This window comes from Allobosea sp. TND4EK4, from assembly GCF_900156025.1.
In the GTDB taxonomy this organism is placed as follows: Bacteria; Pseudomonadota; Alphaproteobacteria; order Rhizobiales; family Beijerinckiaceae; genus Allobosea.
Window position 1 is genome coordinate 1,004,550 of the sequence record NZ_FTMO01000001.1, and the last position, 13,641, is coordinate 1,018,190.

The following is a 13,641-nucleotide window of genomic DNA, read 5'->3' on the forward strand; positions in this document are numbered from 1 at the left end:
TTTTCGGTGAGCGACGTCACGGCCAGGACGGCGAGGCCCGCCGCTTTGACACCCGATATCTGCGTCGTCGGCGCGGGGACGCGCGGCATTGCGATCGCCACGGCCGCCGCGGCCTTCGGCGTCAGCGTCGTTCTCGTCGAACGCGGCGAGACCGGCGGCCGCGAGGGCGATCTGGCGATCGAGGCGCTGGTGCAGGCCGGCGCGCGGGCGCAGGACATCCGGGAGGCGGGCCGGCTCGGCATGACGGCCGAGGCGCCCGTCATCCATCCGGCGCGGCTGCACGACCACATCCAGCGCGCCCTGTCGGTCGCGGCGGCCAATCACCGCGCCGAGCGCCTGCGCGCGCTCGGCATAACCCTCGTCCATGGCGAGGCCCGCTTCGTCAGCCGCAGCACGCTGAGCGCCGGCGAGCAGACGATCAAGGCCCGCCGGTTCGTGCTGGCGACCGGCTCCCGGCCGCAAGCGACGGTTCCCGGCGGGCTCGACCCGGCCGGTCTTCTCACCGAGGACGATCTGGCTTCGATCACGCGGCTGCCCGAGCGCCTCATCGTTCTGGGAAGTGACGGGCGAGCCATCGCCATCGCACAGGCCTTCCGCAGGCTGGGCAGCAGCGCCGTGCTGCTGGCGCACGGCGGTCTCCTTCCGGGGTGGGATGCCGAGGCGGTGATGATCCTCAGGCGGCGCCTGCTGCGCGAAGGCATCGAGCTGGAGGAAGACCGCGAGCTTCTGCGTGCCGAGGCCACGCGCTCAGGGGTGCGGGTTGTCCTCGCGGCCAACGAAGGACAGGCTACCCTGGAGGGCAGCCGCCTGCTCGTCACCGGCAGCCGGGCGCCGGACATCGATGGGCTCGACCTCGACCTCGCCGGCATTCGGCAGGACGCCGCCGGCATCGTCGTCGATGCCGGCCTGAGGACCGCAAACCGGCGGGTCTATGCGGTGGGCAGTTGCGCCGGCGGCGTGGCGGCAGGCAGCGGCGAGCGGGCCGGCGACGGACATGCCGGTCTCGTCCTGCGCAATGCACTGTTCAGGAAGAGCGGCAGCATCCGGCCGAACGCCTGCCCGCGCGTGGTCTGGAGCAGCCCCCCCATCGCGACGGTCGGAAGCCTGGACAGCCCGGAGCAGGAGCGTCCCGGCACCGTCCGCTTCCTGCGCTGGCCCTTCGCCGAGGTTCCCGGCGCCCTGGCGGCAGGCGATGGCGAGGGGTTCGTCAAGCTCGCGATCGACCGCAGAGGCCGCGTCCGCGGCGCGACGATCGTCGGGCGTGGCGCGCCGGAGCTGATCGCGCCCTGGTGCGCGGCCGTGGCGGCCGGGCTCAAGGTCCAGGACATGGCTGAGCTGCCGGTCCCGGCCCTCTCCCTGTCCGAAGGATCGCGCCGGGCGGCCCAGGCTTTCTACCTGCCGGCGACCACGAATGCCGCCATCAGGCGGCTGATCGGCTTCCTGCGGCGTTTCGGCTAAGATCGAGCGGATGCCTCAGCCAGAGCCTCACGCCCGCCCGCTTTCGATCAGCATGCCGCGCAGCCTGACGCGGCTCGGCCTGTCGGCCAAGCTGCTGCTGGTGACCGTGCTCTTCGTCATGCTGGCGGAGGCGCTGATCTATTTCCCCTCGATCGCGAATTTCCGCCGCAACTGGCTGACCGACCGCATCGCCGCCGCGCAGGTCGCGGCGCTGGTCCTCGAAGGCGCGCCGGAGGACGGGCTGCCGGAGGGCAGCGAGAACCGCCTGCTGATGGGCGTCGGCGCCCGCGCCATCGCGGCCCGCATCGGCGGGGCACGGCGCCTGCTCAGCCTCGATTCGATGCCGCCGCCGGAGGTTTCGCGCTCGGTCGACCTGCGCACGCTCGACTGGCTGGGCGCGATCGAGCAGGCCGTCGCGGTTCTGGTCGTCCCCGCGACGATGCCGATCCGCGTCGTCGGCGAAGCGGTCGGCGGCGCCGACTTCGTCGAGATCGTGATCGACGAGGCGCCCTTGCGCCGCGCGATGCTGAAGTTCTCCTGGAGCCTGCTGCTGATCTCGCTCCTCCTCACCGTGCTGACCGCCATCGCGGTCTATGTCGCACTCAACGCAATGATCGTCGGGCCGATCCGGCATCTGGCCGCCAATGTCATGGAATTCGAGGCCGATCCGGAGAACCCGCAACGGATCATCGCCCCCTCGCTGCGCGCCGACGAGATCGGCGAGGCGGAGCGCGCGCTGGCGCGCATGCAGATGACGCTCGCCGAGGAATTGCGGACCAAGAAGCACCTCGCCGAGCTCGGCCTCGCGGTCAGCAAGATCAACCACGACCTGCGCAACATGCTGGCGGCGGCGCAGCTCATGTCCGACCAGCTGGTCGACACGCGCGACGCCAAGATCCGCCGCTTCGCCCCGCGATTGATCGCGACGCTCGGGCGCGCCATCGAATTCTGCCAGGCGACCCTCGCCTATGGCCGTGCGGCCGAGGCGACGCCCGCGATCCGGCCGGTGGGACTGCGCCAGCTCGTGGCCGAACAGGCCGAACTGCTGGGCCTGCCGGAGAACCGCCAGCTGCGCTTCGACAACCAGGTGCCGGCCGATCTTATCGTTCCTTGCGATCCCGACCAGATCGCCCGCGTCCTGACCAACCTGATGCGCAACGCGTCGCAGGCGCTGGTGCAGGCCGGGGCAGCCGACGATGCGCAGCCTACGCTCACCATCGCCGCGGCGCTCGTCGTGAACGGCGTCGCGCTACGGGTGATCGACAACGGGCCCGGCGTGCCGCAGCGGGCGCGGGCCAACCTGTTCCAGGCGTTCCGCGGCTCGGTCACGCCCGGCGGCACGGGCCTTGGCCTCGCCATCGCGGCCGAGCTGGTGCGGCTCCATGGCGGAAACATCGAGCTGGAAGCCTCCCCGGTCGGGGCTGTGTTCAAGGTGGTGCTGCCGGCGCCGCGGGTCTGACACGGCCATTCGTCATTGCGGGAAACGCCAGCGACGAAGCGATCCAGGAGGACCGGCAAAACGGTTCCACCCAGTTTCCCTGGATTGCTTCGCTGCGCTCGCGATGACGGGAAGCCGGCCGCCGCAGAGGCTACTGGCTCGCCCAGATCACGCGGGCCATGAAGGCGATGTCGGCGAGGTTGAGCACCCTGTCGGCGTGCTCCGGATTGAGCGAGGCGAGCTCGATCGTCTTCGCCGTCTGGCGCTTGAGCTGCTTGGCCAGCACCTCGCCATCGTTGGTCTTCACCACGACGCGGTCACCGCGCCGGACGGCCGCGGTCGGCGAGACGATGATGGTGTCGCCATCGCGGTAGAGCGGCAGCATGGAATCGCCCGATACCTCCAGCGCATAGGCCTTCTCGTCGGCGGTGCCGGGGAAGGCGACCTCCTCCCAGCCGGTGCCGACCGGAAAGCCGCCATCGTCGAAGAAGCCGCCGGAGCCCGCCTGGGCGAAGCCGATCAGCGGAATGGTGCGGGCCGGGGCCGTCTCGCGCCGGAGAACGACGCTCATGAACTCGTCAAGCGAAGCCCCGGTCGCGGCCAGGATCTTGGCGATCGACTCGGTCGAGGGCCAACGCTCGCGCCCGTCCGGCGCCACCCGCTTCGAGCGGTTGAAGGTGGTGGCGTCGAGCCCGGCCTTGCGGGCGAGGCCGGAGGCGGTGAAGCCGTAGCGCTGGGCGAGCGTGTCGATCGCTCCCCAGATCTGGTCATGTGACAGCATCGCGCAGGCCTCGCATCGCTCATGCCGCAGGGCGGGGATTTGTCGTAGGAAATATCCCCTATTTGATAAGATTTCAATCCGATTCTTGCCATGATTCGGGAGGCGCTTGCCTGAACCTCCTGCCAGTGCCTATGTCGAGCCAAACCGCTGCCCAACGGGTCCGACATGACGCTGATCTACAAGATATGCCCCGCATCGCTCTGGGCCGAAGCCGAAGCGGACGGGCGCTTCCTCGGCGCCCCGGTCGATGTGGCCGATGGCTACATCCATTTCTCGACCGCCGAACAGGTCCGCGAGACCGCGCGGCGGCATTTTGCCGGGCAGGACGGGCTTCTGCTCATCGCACTCGACGATGCGAAGCTCGGCCCGGCCTTGCGCTACGAGCCTTCACGCGGCGGCGCGCTGTTCCCGCATCTCCATGGAACGTTCGACCCCGCCTGCGCGCGCTGGATCGAGCCATTGCCGGTCGGCAGGGATGGCCACGTCTTTCCGGCCGACCTGCCAGCATGAGCCGCGACGAAAAATCCGTACCGTTCGCCGGTCCGCCGCGCTAAAGCGCCCGTCATGCTGTCCCATCTCTTCGCCCTCGCCCGCCCTCTCGTCCACCGCATGGATGCGGAGGCGGCGCATCGGCTGACGGTCACGGCGCTGGCGGCGGCCCCGGCGCTCAGGCCCGGAGCCGACGACCCGGTGCTCGCGACCGAGGCCTTCGGCCTGTCCTTCCCCAATCCGGTCGGGCTCGCCGCCGGTTTCGACAAGAATGCGGAAGCGGTCGACGGCGCCCTGGGCCTGGGCTTCGGCTTTGTCGAAGCCGGCGGGGTGACGCCCCTGCCGCAGCCGGGCAACCCGCGCCCCCGCGTCTTCCGCCTGATCGAGGACGAGGCCGTCATCAACCGCTACGGCCTCAACAGCGAGGGCATGGAGGCGGTGGCGAAGCGGCTCGTCGCGCGGCAGGGGCGTGGCGGCATCGTCGGCATCAATCTCGGCGCCAACAAGGACTCTGCGGACCGGGCCGCCGACTATGCCATCCTGGCCCGGCGGCTGGCGCCCCTGGCCGATTTCCTGACGATCAACGTCTCCTCCCCCAACACGCCGGGCCTGCGCGACCTGCAGGCGGAAAACGCGCTCGACGATCTGGTGGCGCGGACGCTCGCGGCACGGGACGAGGCGGTATCCGGCAGCGGCAAGCGCACGCCGATCCTGCTCAAGATCGCGCCCGACCTCACCTTGCCGGAGCTCGACGGGATGGTCGCCGTCGCCCGCAGGCGCGGCATCGACGGGATGGTCGTCTCGAACACGACGATCGCCCGGCCGGCGAGCCTTCTCAGCCCGGCCAGGGCCGAGACGGGCGGGCTTTCCGGCAAGCCGCTCTTTGCAGCCTCGACCCGCATCCTGGCGCAGACCTTCCTGCGCGTCGAAGGGCAGTTTCCGCTCGTCGGCGTCGGCGGGATCGATTCCGCCGAGACCGCCTTCGCCAAGATCCGCGCGGGCGCCACGCTGGTGCAGTTCTACTCCGCGATGGTGTTCAAGGGGCCGGGCCTGGCGAAGGAGATCAAGGCCGGGCTGGCAACCAAGGCAAGGCGAGCCGGCCTGTCGCGGCTCAACGCCCTGGTCGGGCGCGACGCCGCGGTGATCGCGCGCGGCGAGGCCTGACCCGCGGCTACCGCTGCGGCAGCGGCTCTTGCCGGAGGGCTGCCTCTCGATTATCGCCACGCTGCGCAGCGGGAACGATCCCCGCCGCGGCCGGCTGTGAGGGCATCATCCGTGGGGTCATCTTCGAGGAAGCGCCTGCTGATCGCAGGCCTGCCCGCACTTCTCGTCGCGCTCGTCCTGGGAGCCATGCTGTGGCACCAGCATCGGAGCCTGGACCAGGCGGCCTCGCAAAGCCGCGAGGCGCAGATGCGGCTCGTGGGCAGCCTGCTCGAGTCGAGCTTCGACCAGGCGGCGAAGTTCTCGCTGTCGCTGGCTGAATCCTTCGCCCGCAACGACCAGGTCCGGGATGCCTTGGCGGCCGGCGACCGCGCGCGGCTGCAGGCGCTCTCCACGGAGGCCTACAGCTATCTCAGCCGGCAGGCCGGCGTGCAGATCTTCGGCTATCACGGCAAGGATCTGCGCTACCTCCTGCGCATGCATCGGCCCGATCAGCATGGCGACGACATCTCCTCCTTCCGGGCGATGATCGTCGCCGCGAACCGCCTCCAGCGCGCCCAGACCGGCGTCGAAATCGGGGTGGCGGGAATCGGCATCCGGGGCGTCGCCGTGGTCCAGAACGGCAGCGGCCTGCTCGGCACGATGGAAGTCGGGCTCGACCTGCGTCCCCTGATCGAACTCGTCAAGACGACGACGAACAGCGAGATCGCGGTGGTGTCGAGCGCCTCGCTGGCGGGCGTCGCCCTCGACCCCAAGCTCCCGGCCGTCGGCGAGTTCACCGTCATGGCCTCGACGGACGAGCCGCTTTTCCTTGCTCTGCTCCGCTCGCAGACGGTCAGGCCCCTGCGGGACGTCGAGATCGGCCAAAGGCAAATCGGCGAGCGCAGCTATGCCTTCATGAGCCAGCCGCTCGTGGACTTCTCCGGAAAGCTCGTCGGCACGGTGCTGATGATGAAGGAGGACACCGGCTCGCAATGGCGCCGCCTCGGGACCGAGCTCTGGGTCATCGCGCTTTGCGGCGGCATCCTGAGCTTCATCGGCTTCCTCGTGCTGGCCCGGCACCGGCGCCCCGCGGCATGACGCGCCTCTGGCTCATCATCGCGCTGCTCGTGCTCGGCCTGCTGCAAGGTGCAGCGGCCGGCGAACCGGCGAGCTCCGGCAAAACCTCGCTGCCCGAAGCGGCGGGACTGCCGGTGCGGGTTCATGTCGGGCTGCGCGTGCTCAATATCCTCGAGATCAAGGAGGTCACCGGGCAGGGCCGGCTTCATCTCGAACTGACGCAGCGCTGGTCCGACCCTCGCCTCGCCTTCGACGCCGTGGCCCGCGGCCTCGGCCGGGACGATCGCGTCGGGGAGGAGGCGGACGAATACCTCAAGACGATCTGGTCGCCGGGGCTCTCGCTCGACAACCAGATCGGCGACAAGGACGCGCGGACCGTGGCGCTGTCCGTCCATGCGAATGGCGATGCCGTGCTCATCGAGCGCTTCGAGAGCGATTTCCGTTTCCGGATGAACATGGACGCCTTTCCCTTCGACCGGCAGAATCTCGCGATCACCCTGTCGCTGCCGCGCTATGCGCAGCAGGAGGCCATCGTGCTGACGACCGAGGCCGACCGGCCCTTCTCCGGGCTGGAAAGCGGACTTTCCGTCGTCGACTGGCGGCCGATCGGGCTGCGCTTCAGCAACGACCTCGCCATCGGCTGGAACGCCCGGTCCTATTCGCGGCTCAACGCGACCGTCACGATCGCGCGCTATTCGGAGCGCTACCTGCTGCGCGTCTTCGTGCCGATCCTGGCGGTCCTGGCCGTCTCGCTCTTCGTGCTGTGGTCGCCGGGGCTGAAGGAGCAGGACAAGGGCGGGCTGATCTTCTCCTCGCTGCTGGCGCTGGCGGCGATCAGCTTCACCTTCGAATCATCCTTCCCGGGCTCGATCTCGCTGAACACGCCGGTCGCCGAGATCATCTCGCTCGGCTATCTCTACCTCGTGGCGGTGCTGATGTTCGAGATCGCCCTCTCGGTCGCCGTCGGGCATCCCGGCTTTCGCTGGGCCGGACACGCGGCCGATGTGCGCTGGCACCTGCGCTGGGCGCTGCCGGCGATGATGCTGATCATCTGCGTCGGCGCGGCCGTCCGGGCCTTGCCGGCCTGAGGAGCGCGGCGAACCGAAAACCCGTCGCGCGGCTCAGCGCCGCGCCGCGAACAATCGGCTGATCAGCCAGAGCGGGACGACGATCAGCGCGCCCGCCACGATCCATTGCCCGACCTCGCGCACCGCGCCGAAGCCCAGCCCCGTGATCGAGCGCAGGAAGCGCATGGCCGAGTCGTAGAGCGACCACGGCGAGAGGCCGAGAAAGGCCATCACCGCGCCAACCAGCAGCGAGATGAAGATCAGGCGGATCAGGACGCCGAGCGGCGAGCCGCCGAGAAACCGTTCCATGGAAGCAAGGGCCGTTCTGTTGCGCCCCAAGGAAGCGGGGCTGTCGCGCGACGTCTTAACCTGAAACCCGCCGCGGTTGAATGGCGGCTGAACGGCGATGCCGAGTAGCTTGGACATCCCGGGCGACCAAAGGGAGACCCGGGATTCATTCCGGAACGCCGACGGCAGAGTTCAGGCATGGTTCCCGGATCGGCGCCGCTTCGCGGCTTGTCCGGGATGACGCGGAGGTTCTACGGAAACACGCGTTACGCCGTCGCCGACGCACCCGTCGTCGCCCAGGCGGTGCCGGCGATCTTGGAGGCGGCGATCACGGCCTGGGTGCGGCTGTCCACGTCGAGCTTGGTCAGGATGGCCGAGACATGGGCCTTCACGGTCGCTTCCGAGACGCCGAGCTCATAGGCGATCTGCTTGTTGAGCAGTCCTTCGGACAGCATCATCAGCACGCGCACCTGCTGCGGGGTCAGGGTCGACATGCGGCGCACCATGTCCGCGATCTCGGCATCGACCGGAGCCGAGAGATCGACGCCGGGCGGGGTCCAGACGCCGCCATCGAGCACGGAGCGGATCGCCTCGCCCATCTGCGTGACATCGGCCGTCTTCGGCAGGAAGCCAAGGGCACCGAATTCGATGCAGCGGCGGATCACGGCCGGATCGTCATTGGCAGAAACGACGATGACGGGAATCTCGGGATGGTCGGCGCGCAGGAAGAGCAGGCCGGAAAAGCCCTGCACGCCGGGCATCGTCAGGTCGAGCAGGACGAGATCGGCGTCGCCGCCGGTCGCCAGCGTCTCGGTGAGGGCCTCCAGCGAGCCGACCTCGCTGACATCGGCGCCATCGAGCGCATGGGAGACGGCCTGACGCAGCGCGCCGCGAAACAGCGGGTGGTCGTCGGCGATGACGATCCTCGTCGAGGGCTGCTTGCTCATCGCGCCGGCTCCGTTCCTGCGTGCCCCATTCTGGCGAGAGGCGAAGCCGATCTCAACCACCGTCGCGGCAGGGTTGCAAGCGCTCTGCCAGCACCCCCGCCGCGACGAAAGTCGAAAGCGGGGCCGGTTCAGCGGAGCGCGCCCTGCGTCAGGAGGCGTCGCGCGGCAGCATCGCCTCCAGCACCTCGATATGATCGGCCTCGCTCGGCGGCTTGTCCCAGCGGATGCGGTTGATGCGGGGAAAGCGCATCGCGACCCCGGATTTGTGCCGCGTCGAGCGCTGCAAACCCTCGAACGCGACCTCGAAGACCAGCCCGCTCTGCGCCGTATGCGTGACCTCGCGGACCGGCCCGAACCGATTCAGCGTGTGCTTGCGGACATATTTGTCGAGCTCGATCAGCTCCTCGTCGGTGAAGCCGAAATAGGCCTTGCCCACCGGCACCAGCTCGAGACCGCCCTCCTCCCCGACGCGCCAGACGCCGAAGGTGTAGTCGGAATAGAAGGAGGACCGCTTGCCGTGGCCGCGCTGGGCATACATCAGCACGCAATCGACGAGCCTGGCGTCACGCTTCCACTTCCACCAATAGCCCTTCGGACGGCCGGGCAGATAAGGCGAGTCCAGCCGCTTGATCATGCAGCCCTCGACGGCATCGGCATCGGCCCCCGCGCCCGCCGAGGCGGGATCGGCGCGGGCGGCCGTCAGCGCCTCCCAGCTCGCAAAGGGGATGATCGGCGAGAGGTCGAAGCGCGGGCTGGCGAGGCGCGAGAGAAAGGCTTCCAGCCGCTGGCGCCGCTCGGCGAAAGGCAAATGGCGGATATCCTCCTGCCCATCCACGAGCAGGTCGTAGACACGGATATGGGCCGGAAACTCGCCCAGCATCCGGGCCGTCACCGCCTTTCGGTTCAGCCGCTGCTGCAGGGTGTTGAAGCTCTGCACGGTGCTCTCGCGCATCACCAGCAATTCGCCGTCGACGGCTCCGTCCTGCGTCAGCTCCTCGATGAGATCGGGGAAGGCGCCGGCGATGTCCTCGCCGGTGCGGGAATACATGCGCGTGACGCGGCTGCCGTCCTCCCTCAGCCCGCTCGCGGCCTGGACGCGGATGCCGTCCCATTTCCATTCGGCGCTGAACTCGGCCGGATCGAGCTTGTCGAAATCGCCATCCTCCAGCGGATGGGAGAGCATGACGGGCCGAAACGGGGCCGGGTCCGTCGCTTCCGGCCGGGGCCCCCTGCCCTCCAGCCAGGCGAAGAGTTCGACATAGGGCGGCTCCAGCCCGTGCCAGACATGCTCGACCTCGTCGGCGGGGATGCCGCCGAGGCTCGCCGCGGCGGTCTTGGCCAGCCGGGCGGAGACGCCGATCCGCAGGGAACCCGTGATCAGCTTCAGCAGCGCCCAGCGGCCGGTCTCGTCGAGCGCATCGAGCCAGGAGGCGACGAGGCGCGGCAGGTCGGTCCTGCCGGCCTCGCGCAGGGCCTCGACCACCTCCGGCAGATGCGGAACGGCGTTGGCGCCATGCTTCGCCGGCCACATCAGCGCGACGGTTTCCGAGAGATCGCCGACATAATCGTAAGAGAGCGCAAAGAGCACCGGGTCGGTGCGCTCCGCGATCAGCGCACGGATGAGACCGGCCTTGGCATTGCGGAAGGACAATCCGCCCGTCATCGCCGCCAGCGCATAGCCGCGGTCGGGATCGGGCGTGGTGCGCAGATAGTTGGCGATCAGCGCGAGCTTGCCGTTGCGGCGCGGCTCATAGGCCAGCCGGTCGAGCAGCCAGGCAAAGCGGTTGAGACCGTCGCCCTCCTGCGGCTCGCCGGGAGCCTCTTCGTTACCGGCCCGTTCCTTGCTGTCGATCATTCAGACGCCATTCATGAACGAAATATTACCGGCGGGGGGATAGAACGAGATGGCTGTCGGGGATCGAACTTGATGCGCACCGCGTTGCGGCTTCTCGCTTTGCCTGCTCTCGCCGCCACGTTGATGACCGGGACCGTCGCCCAGGCGTCCGGCTTTTCCTGCCGAGAGACGCCGATCGTGCGCTCCAGCGCCGTTCTGGCCTCCGTCGGGAGGCGCGTCGCGCAGGGCCAGCCGCTCGCCATCCTCGCGATCGGTTCCTCCTCCACTGAAGGCATCGGCGCCAGCGCCAAGGACAGGACCTATCCGGCCCGTCTCCAGGCGCTGCTCGGCAAGGCCTGGCCGAAATCCAGGGTCGAGATCGCCAATGCCGGGATCGGCGGTGAGATCGCCCCGCAGACCCTCGCCCGCCTGAAGACCCTGCTCGCCGAGCGGCATTACGACCTGGTGATCTGGCAGGTCGGCACCAACGACGCGATCAGGGGCGGCGATCTCGACGCCTTCCGCGCGATGATCGGCGATGGCATCGCCCTGGTGAAGCAGGCAGGCCCTGCTCTCGCGATCCTCGATCCGCAGTTCTTCCCCTCGATGAAGGAGCCCGAGCGCTACGCGACCTATGTCGCGGCGGTCGGCGAAGTCGCGCGGCGCGAGGGCGTGCCGGTCTTCGCGCGTTACGAGGCGATGAACCAATGGCATCGCGCCGATGCCGAGGCCTTCAAGGCGGCTCTCTGGACCGACGGCTTCCATATGAGCGATGCCGGCTATGATTGCCTGGCGCGCGACATGGCGCTCTCGCTGACCGAGATGGCCACGCCGACCCGCCCGGTGATGGCGCAGTCGCGCTGAGCGTGACTCAGGCGGCCGGAGCATCCGCCGCCTCCCCTTCGGCTTCAGCCTCGCCCTCGTCGCCATAGCCGACGAGGTGCAGGGGCTTGGCCTTGAGTCCCTGTGTGCCGCACCAGTGGACGAGCGCCTCGGCCTCGCCATGGGTGACCCAGATCTCGCCGGCCTGAACCTCCCGGATCGTCGCCAGCAGATCGTCCCAGCCGGCATGGTCGGAGACGACCAGCGGCAGCTCGACGCCCTTCTGCCGGGCCCGTGCGCGCACCCGCATCCAGCCGGAGGCGAAAGCGGTGACGGGATCGGGGAAGCGGCGCGCCCACAAATCCTGCGTGGCGCTGGGCGGGCAGATGACGATCTCGCCGCCGAGGCTCTTGCGCTCCGCCGCGACGACCTTGCGGATCTCGCCGAGCGGGATGCCTTCGGCCTGATAGAACTCCGTGATCTTCTCGACGGCACCGTGGATGTAGATCGGCCGCTCGTAGCCGGCCTCGCGGATCAGGGCCATGACACGCTGCGCCTTGCCCAGCGAATAGGCCCCGACGATATGGGTGCGTTCCGGGAAGAGGCGAACCGATTCGAGCAGCTTGGCGACCTCGCCCGAGGCTGGCGGATGCCGGAACACCGGCAGGCCGAAGGTCGCCTCGGTGATGAAGATGTCGCAGGGCACCGGCTCGAATCCGGCGCAGGTCGGGTCGCGCTCGCGCTTGTAGTCACCGGAGGCGACGATGCGCAGCCCGCGGCTCTCGACGACGATCTGCGCCGAGCCGAGGACATGGCCGGCCGGCACGAAGCGGAAATCGACCTCGCCGATGCGCGTCGTCTCGCCGGGAATCGCGACCTGCCGCGTATCCGTGAAGCCCTCGCCATAACGCAGCGCCATGATCGCCAGCGTCTCGCGCGTCGCCAGCACGGCACCATGGCCGGCGCGGGCATGGTCGGAATGGCCATGGGTGATGAGCGCGCGCGCCACCGGCCGCACCGGATCGATATGGATGTCGGCCGGCGGGCAATAGAGCCCGGCCGGCGTCGGCAGCAGCAATTCGGACGGTCGCCAGCGGGCGCCTTGTCCGGCCCGGGCACTTTGTCTGGTCAGTGTCATCCTCCTCAGATAAATCCCCGGACATGACGGAAAAGGGCCTCAACACGCATTTCGCCTCGTCCGGGAACCCGGCGCTGGACCGGCGCTACGCCTGGGCCGAGGCGGCGCTCAGGGATGGCGACCCGCAGGCCGCCGCCGAAATCCTCGACCAGACCCTGGCGGAAGCCTATCACTTCACCGCCGCCTGGCATCTCTACGGGCTCGCCAAGGAGGCGCTGGGGCAGCGGGAGGACGCGGCGACCGCCTGGCGGCAGTGCCTCGACCTCGACCCCAACGACCATTTCGGCGCAAGGCTCGACCTTGCCCGCATCGGCGCGCTCGCGGCCGAGCAGGCGACCTCGGAGAATTTCTCCGGTGCCCTCTTCGACGGCTATGCCGACCGCTTCGACAGCCATCTCACCCAGACCCTGCGCTACAACGCACCCGAATTGCTGAAGGACGGGCTGGTGCGCTGCTGCAGCAACGCCGGCCGGCCCTTCCGGTTCGACATGGTGCTCGATCTGGGCTGCGGCACGGGGCTGATGGGCGAGGCGATCCAGGAGCAGGCGGGCTTCCTCGCCGGCTGTGACCTCTCCCCCCGCATGATCGAGCGGGCCCGCGCCAAGATCGGCGTCGATGGCGCACCGCTCTACGACAAGCTCTCGGTGGCGGGGCTCACCGCCTATCTGGCGAGCCGGCCCGACCGGAGCGCCGACCTCGTGGTCGCAGCGGATGTCTTTGTCTATGTCGGGGAGCTCGCCCCCTGCTTCAGCCAGAGCGCGCGGGTGCTGGAGCCCGGCGGGCTTCTGGCCTTCACCGTGCAGACCCACCCGGGCGAAGGCGTGATCGTGGGCGAGGATCGGCGGTTCGCGCATGCGGAAGGCTGGCTGCGACAGAGGCTGGACGAAGCCGGGCTCACACCCTTGCTCCTCGAGCCCGCCAGCACGCGGCAGGATCGCGGAACGCCCGTGCCGGGGCTGCTGGTGGTGGCCGAGCGGCGGTGAGCGGGGCCGGTCCTTCCGGCCCGGACGTTCCGGGGCAGGAGCAGGCCTGAGCCGGACCAACGGAGAGCGTGCACCGAAAGCCCCGTCCGGCTGTCGCCGCGGGGTTTCGGATGGGGCGATCCCAAGGGGATGCGCGGGGTTAAGGGCGGCGCGCGGTTTTGGCCGCGTGCCGATGT

Annotated in this window: 13 protein-coding genes; 8 read left to right on the forward strand and 5 right to left on the reverse strand. The window is 69.3% G+C overall.

Annotated elements, in window-relative coordinates:
- Positions 1 to 6 precede the first annotated feature (6 nt).
- A complete protein-coding gene (locus BW981_RS04810; protein WP_175624037.1) occupies positions 7 to 1,458 on the forward strand; it encodes an FAD-dependent oxidoreductase in 1,452 nt (483 codons plus the stop codon).
- A 10-nt stretch (positions 1,459 to 1,468) separates the two neighbouring features.
- Positions 1,469 to 2,917, forward strand: coding sequence for a sensor histidine kinase (locus tag BW981_RS04815; RefSeq protein WP_139333610.1), 1,449 nt, complete (start codon positions 1,469 to 1,471; stop codon positions 2,915 to 2,917).
- 130 nt (positions 2,918 to 3,047) lie between these two features.
- On the opposite strand, the gene BW981_RS04820 is transcribed toward BW981_RS04815, so the two are convergent.
- Positions 3,048 to 3,677: a S24 family peptidase gene (locus BW981_RS04820; RefSeq protein ID WP_076436600.1), complete on the reverse strand. Its 630-nt coding sequence runs from the start codon at positions 3,675 to 3,677 to the stop codon at positions 3,048 to 3,050.
- A 165-nt stretch (positions 3,678 to 3,842) separates the two neighbouring features.
- Between BW981_RS04820 and BW981_RS04825 the strand changes: the two genes are divergently transcribed.
- The 4 genes from BW981_RS04825 (at position 3,843) to BW981_RS04840 (ending at position 7,474) form a co-directional block, all read left to right on the forward strand.
- Positions 3,843 to 4,187, forward strand: a complete 345-nt coding sequence (locus BW981_RS04825) for a DUF952 domain-containing protein (RefSeq protein WP_076436603.1) — start codon at positions 3,843 to 3,845, stop codon at positions 4,185 to 4,187.
- 54 nt (positions 4,188 to 4,241) lie between these two features.
- On the forward strand, positions 4,242 to 5,330 hold the full coding sequence (locus BW981_RS04830; RefSeq protein WP_076436604.1) for a quinone-dependent dihydroorotate dehydrogenase: 1,089 nt from the start codon (positions 4,242 to 4,244) through the stop codon (positions 5,328 to 5,330).
- A gap of 111 nt (positions 5,331 to 5,441) precedes the next feature.
- Entirely contained in the window at positions 5,442 to 6,407 is a 966-nt protein-coding gene (locus BW981_RS04835; protein WP_083712145.1) for a cache domain-containing protein, read from the forward strand.
- Positions 6,404 to 7,474 (forward strand): ligand-gated ion channel, encoded by a 1,071-nt coding sequence (locus BW981_RS04840; RefSeq protein WP_076436608.1) that lies wholly within the window; start codon positions 6,404 to 6,406, stop codon positions 7,472 to 7,474. The genes BW981_RS04835 and BW981_RS04840 overlap by 4 nt, the downstream gene beginning before the upstream one ends.
- A gap of 33 nt (positions 7,475 to 7,507) precedes the next feature.
- On the opposite strand, the gene BW981_RS04845 is transcribed toward BW981_RS04840, so the two are convergent.
- From BW981_RS04845 to BW981_RS04855, 3 genes are all read right to left on the reverse strand, one after another.
- Positions 7,508 to 7,762, reverse strand: a complete 255-nt coding sequence (locus BW981_RS04845; protein WP_076436610.1) for a DUF6460 domain-containing protein — start codon at positions 7,760 to 7,762, stop codon at positions 7,508 to 7,510.
- Positions 7,763 to 8,007: 245 nt separating this feature from the next.
- Positions 8,008 to 8,688, reverse strand: coding sequence for a response regulator transcription factor (locus tag BW981_RS04850; protein ID WP_076436611.1), 681 nt, complete (start codon positions 8,686 to 8,688; stop codon positions 8,008 to 8,010).
- Between the two features lie 148 nt (positions 8,689 to 8,836).
- Entirely contained in the window at positions 8,837 to 10,543 is a 1,707-nt protein-coding gene (locus BW981_RS04855) for a cisplatin damage response ATP-dependent DNA ligase (protein ID WP_083712146.1), read from the reverse strand.
- A gap of 72 nt (positions 10,544 to 10,615) precedes the next feature.
- On the opposite strand from BW981_RS04855, the gene BW981_RS04860 reads away from it, so the two are divergent.
- Positions 10,616 to 11,386: an SGNH/GDSL hydrolase family protein gene (locus BW981_RS04860; RefSeq protein WP_076436613.1), complete on the forward strand. Its 771-nt coding sequence runs from the start codon at positions 10,616 to 10,618 to the stop codon at positions 11,384 to 11,386.
- Between the two features lie 7 nt (positions 11,387 to 11,393).
- On the opposite strand, the gene BW981_RS04865 is transcribed toward BW981_RS04860, so the two are convergent.
- A complete protein-coding gene (locus BW981_RS04865; protein ID WP_076436615.1) occupies positions 11,394 to 12,482 on the reverse strand; it encodes a ligase-associated DNA damage response exonuclease in 1,089 nt (362 codons plus the stop codon).
- Between the two features lie 23 nt (positions 12,483 to 12,505).
- Here BW981_RS04865 and BW981_RS04870 point away from each other — a divergent pair, with 23 nt between their 5' ends.
- Positions 12,506 to 13,465 carry a methyltransferase domain-containing protein gene (locus tag BW981_RS04870; RefSeq protein ID WP_076436617.1) on the forward strand — a complete coding sequence of 320 codons (960 nt, stop codon included), beginning with the start codon at positions 12,506 to 12,508 and terminating at the stop codon, positions 13,463 to 13,465.
- Positions 13,466 to 13,641: the final 176 nt, after the last annotated feature.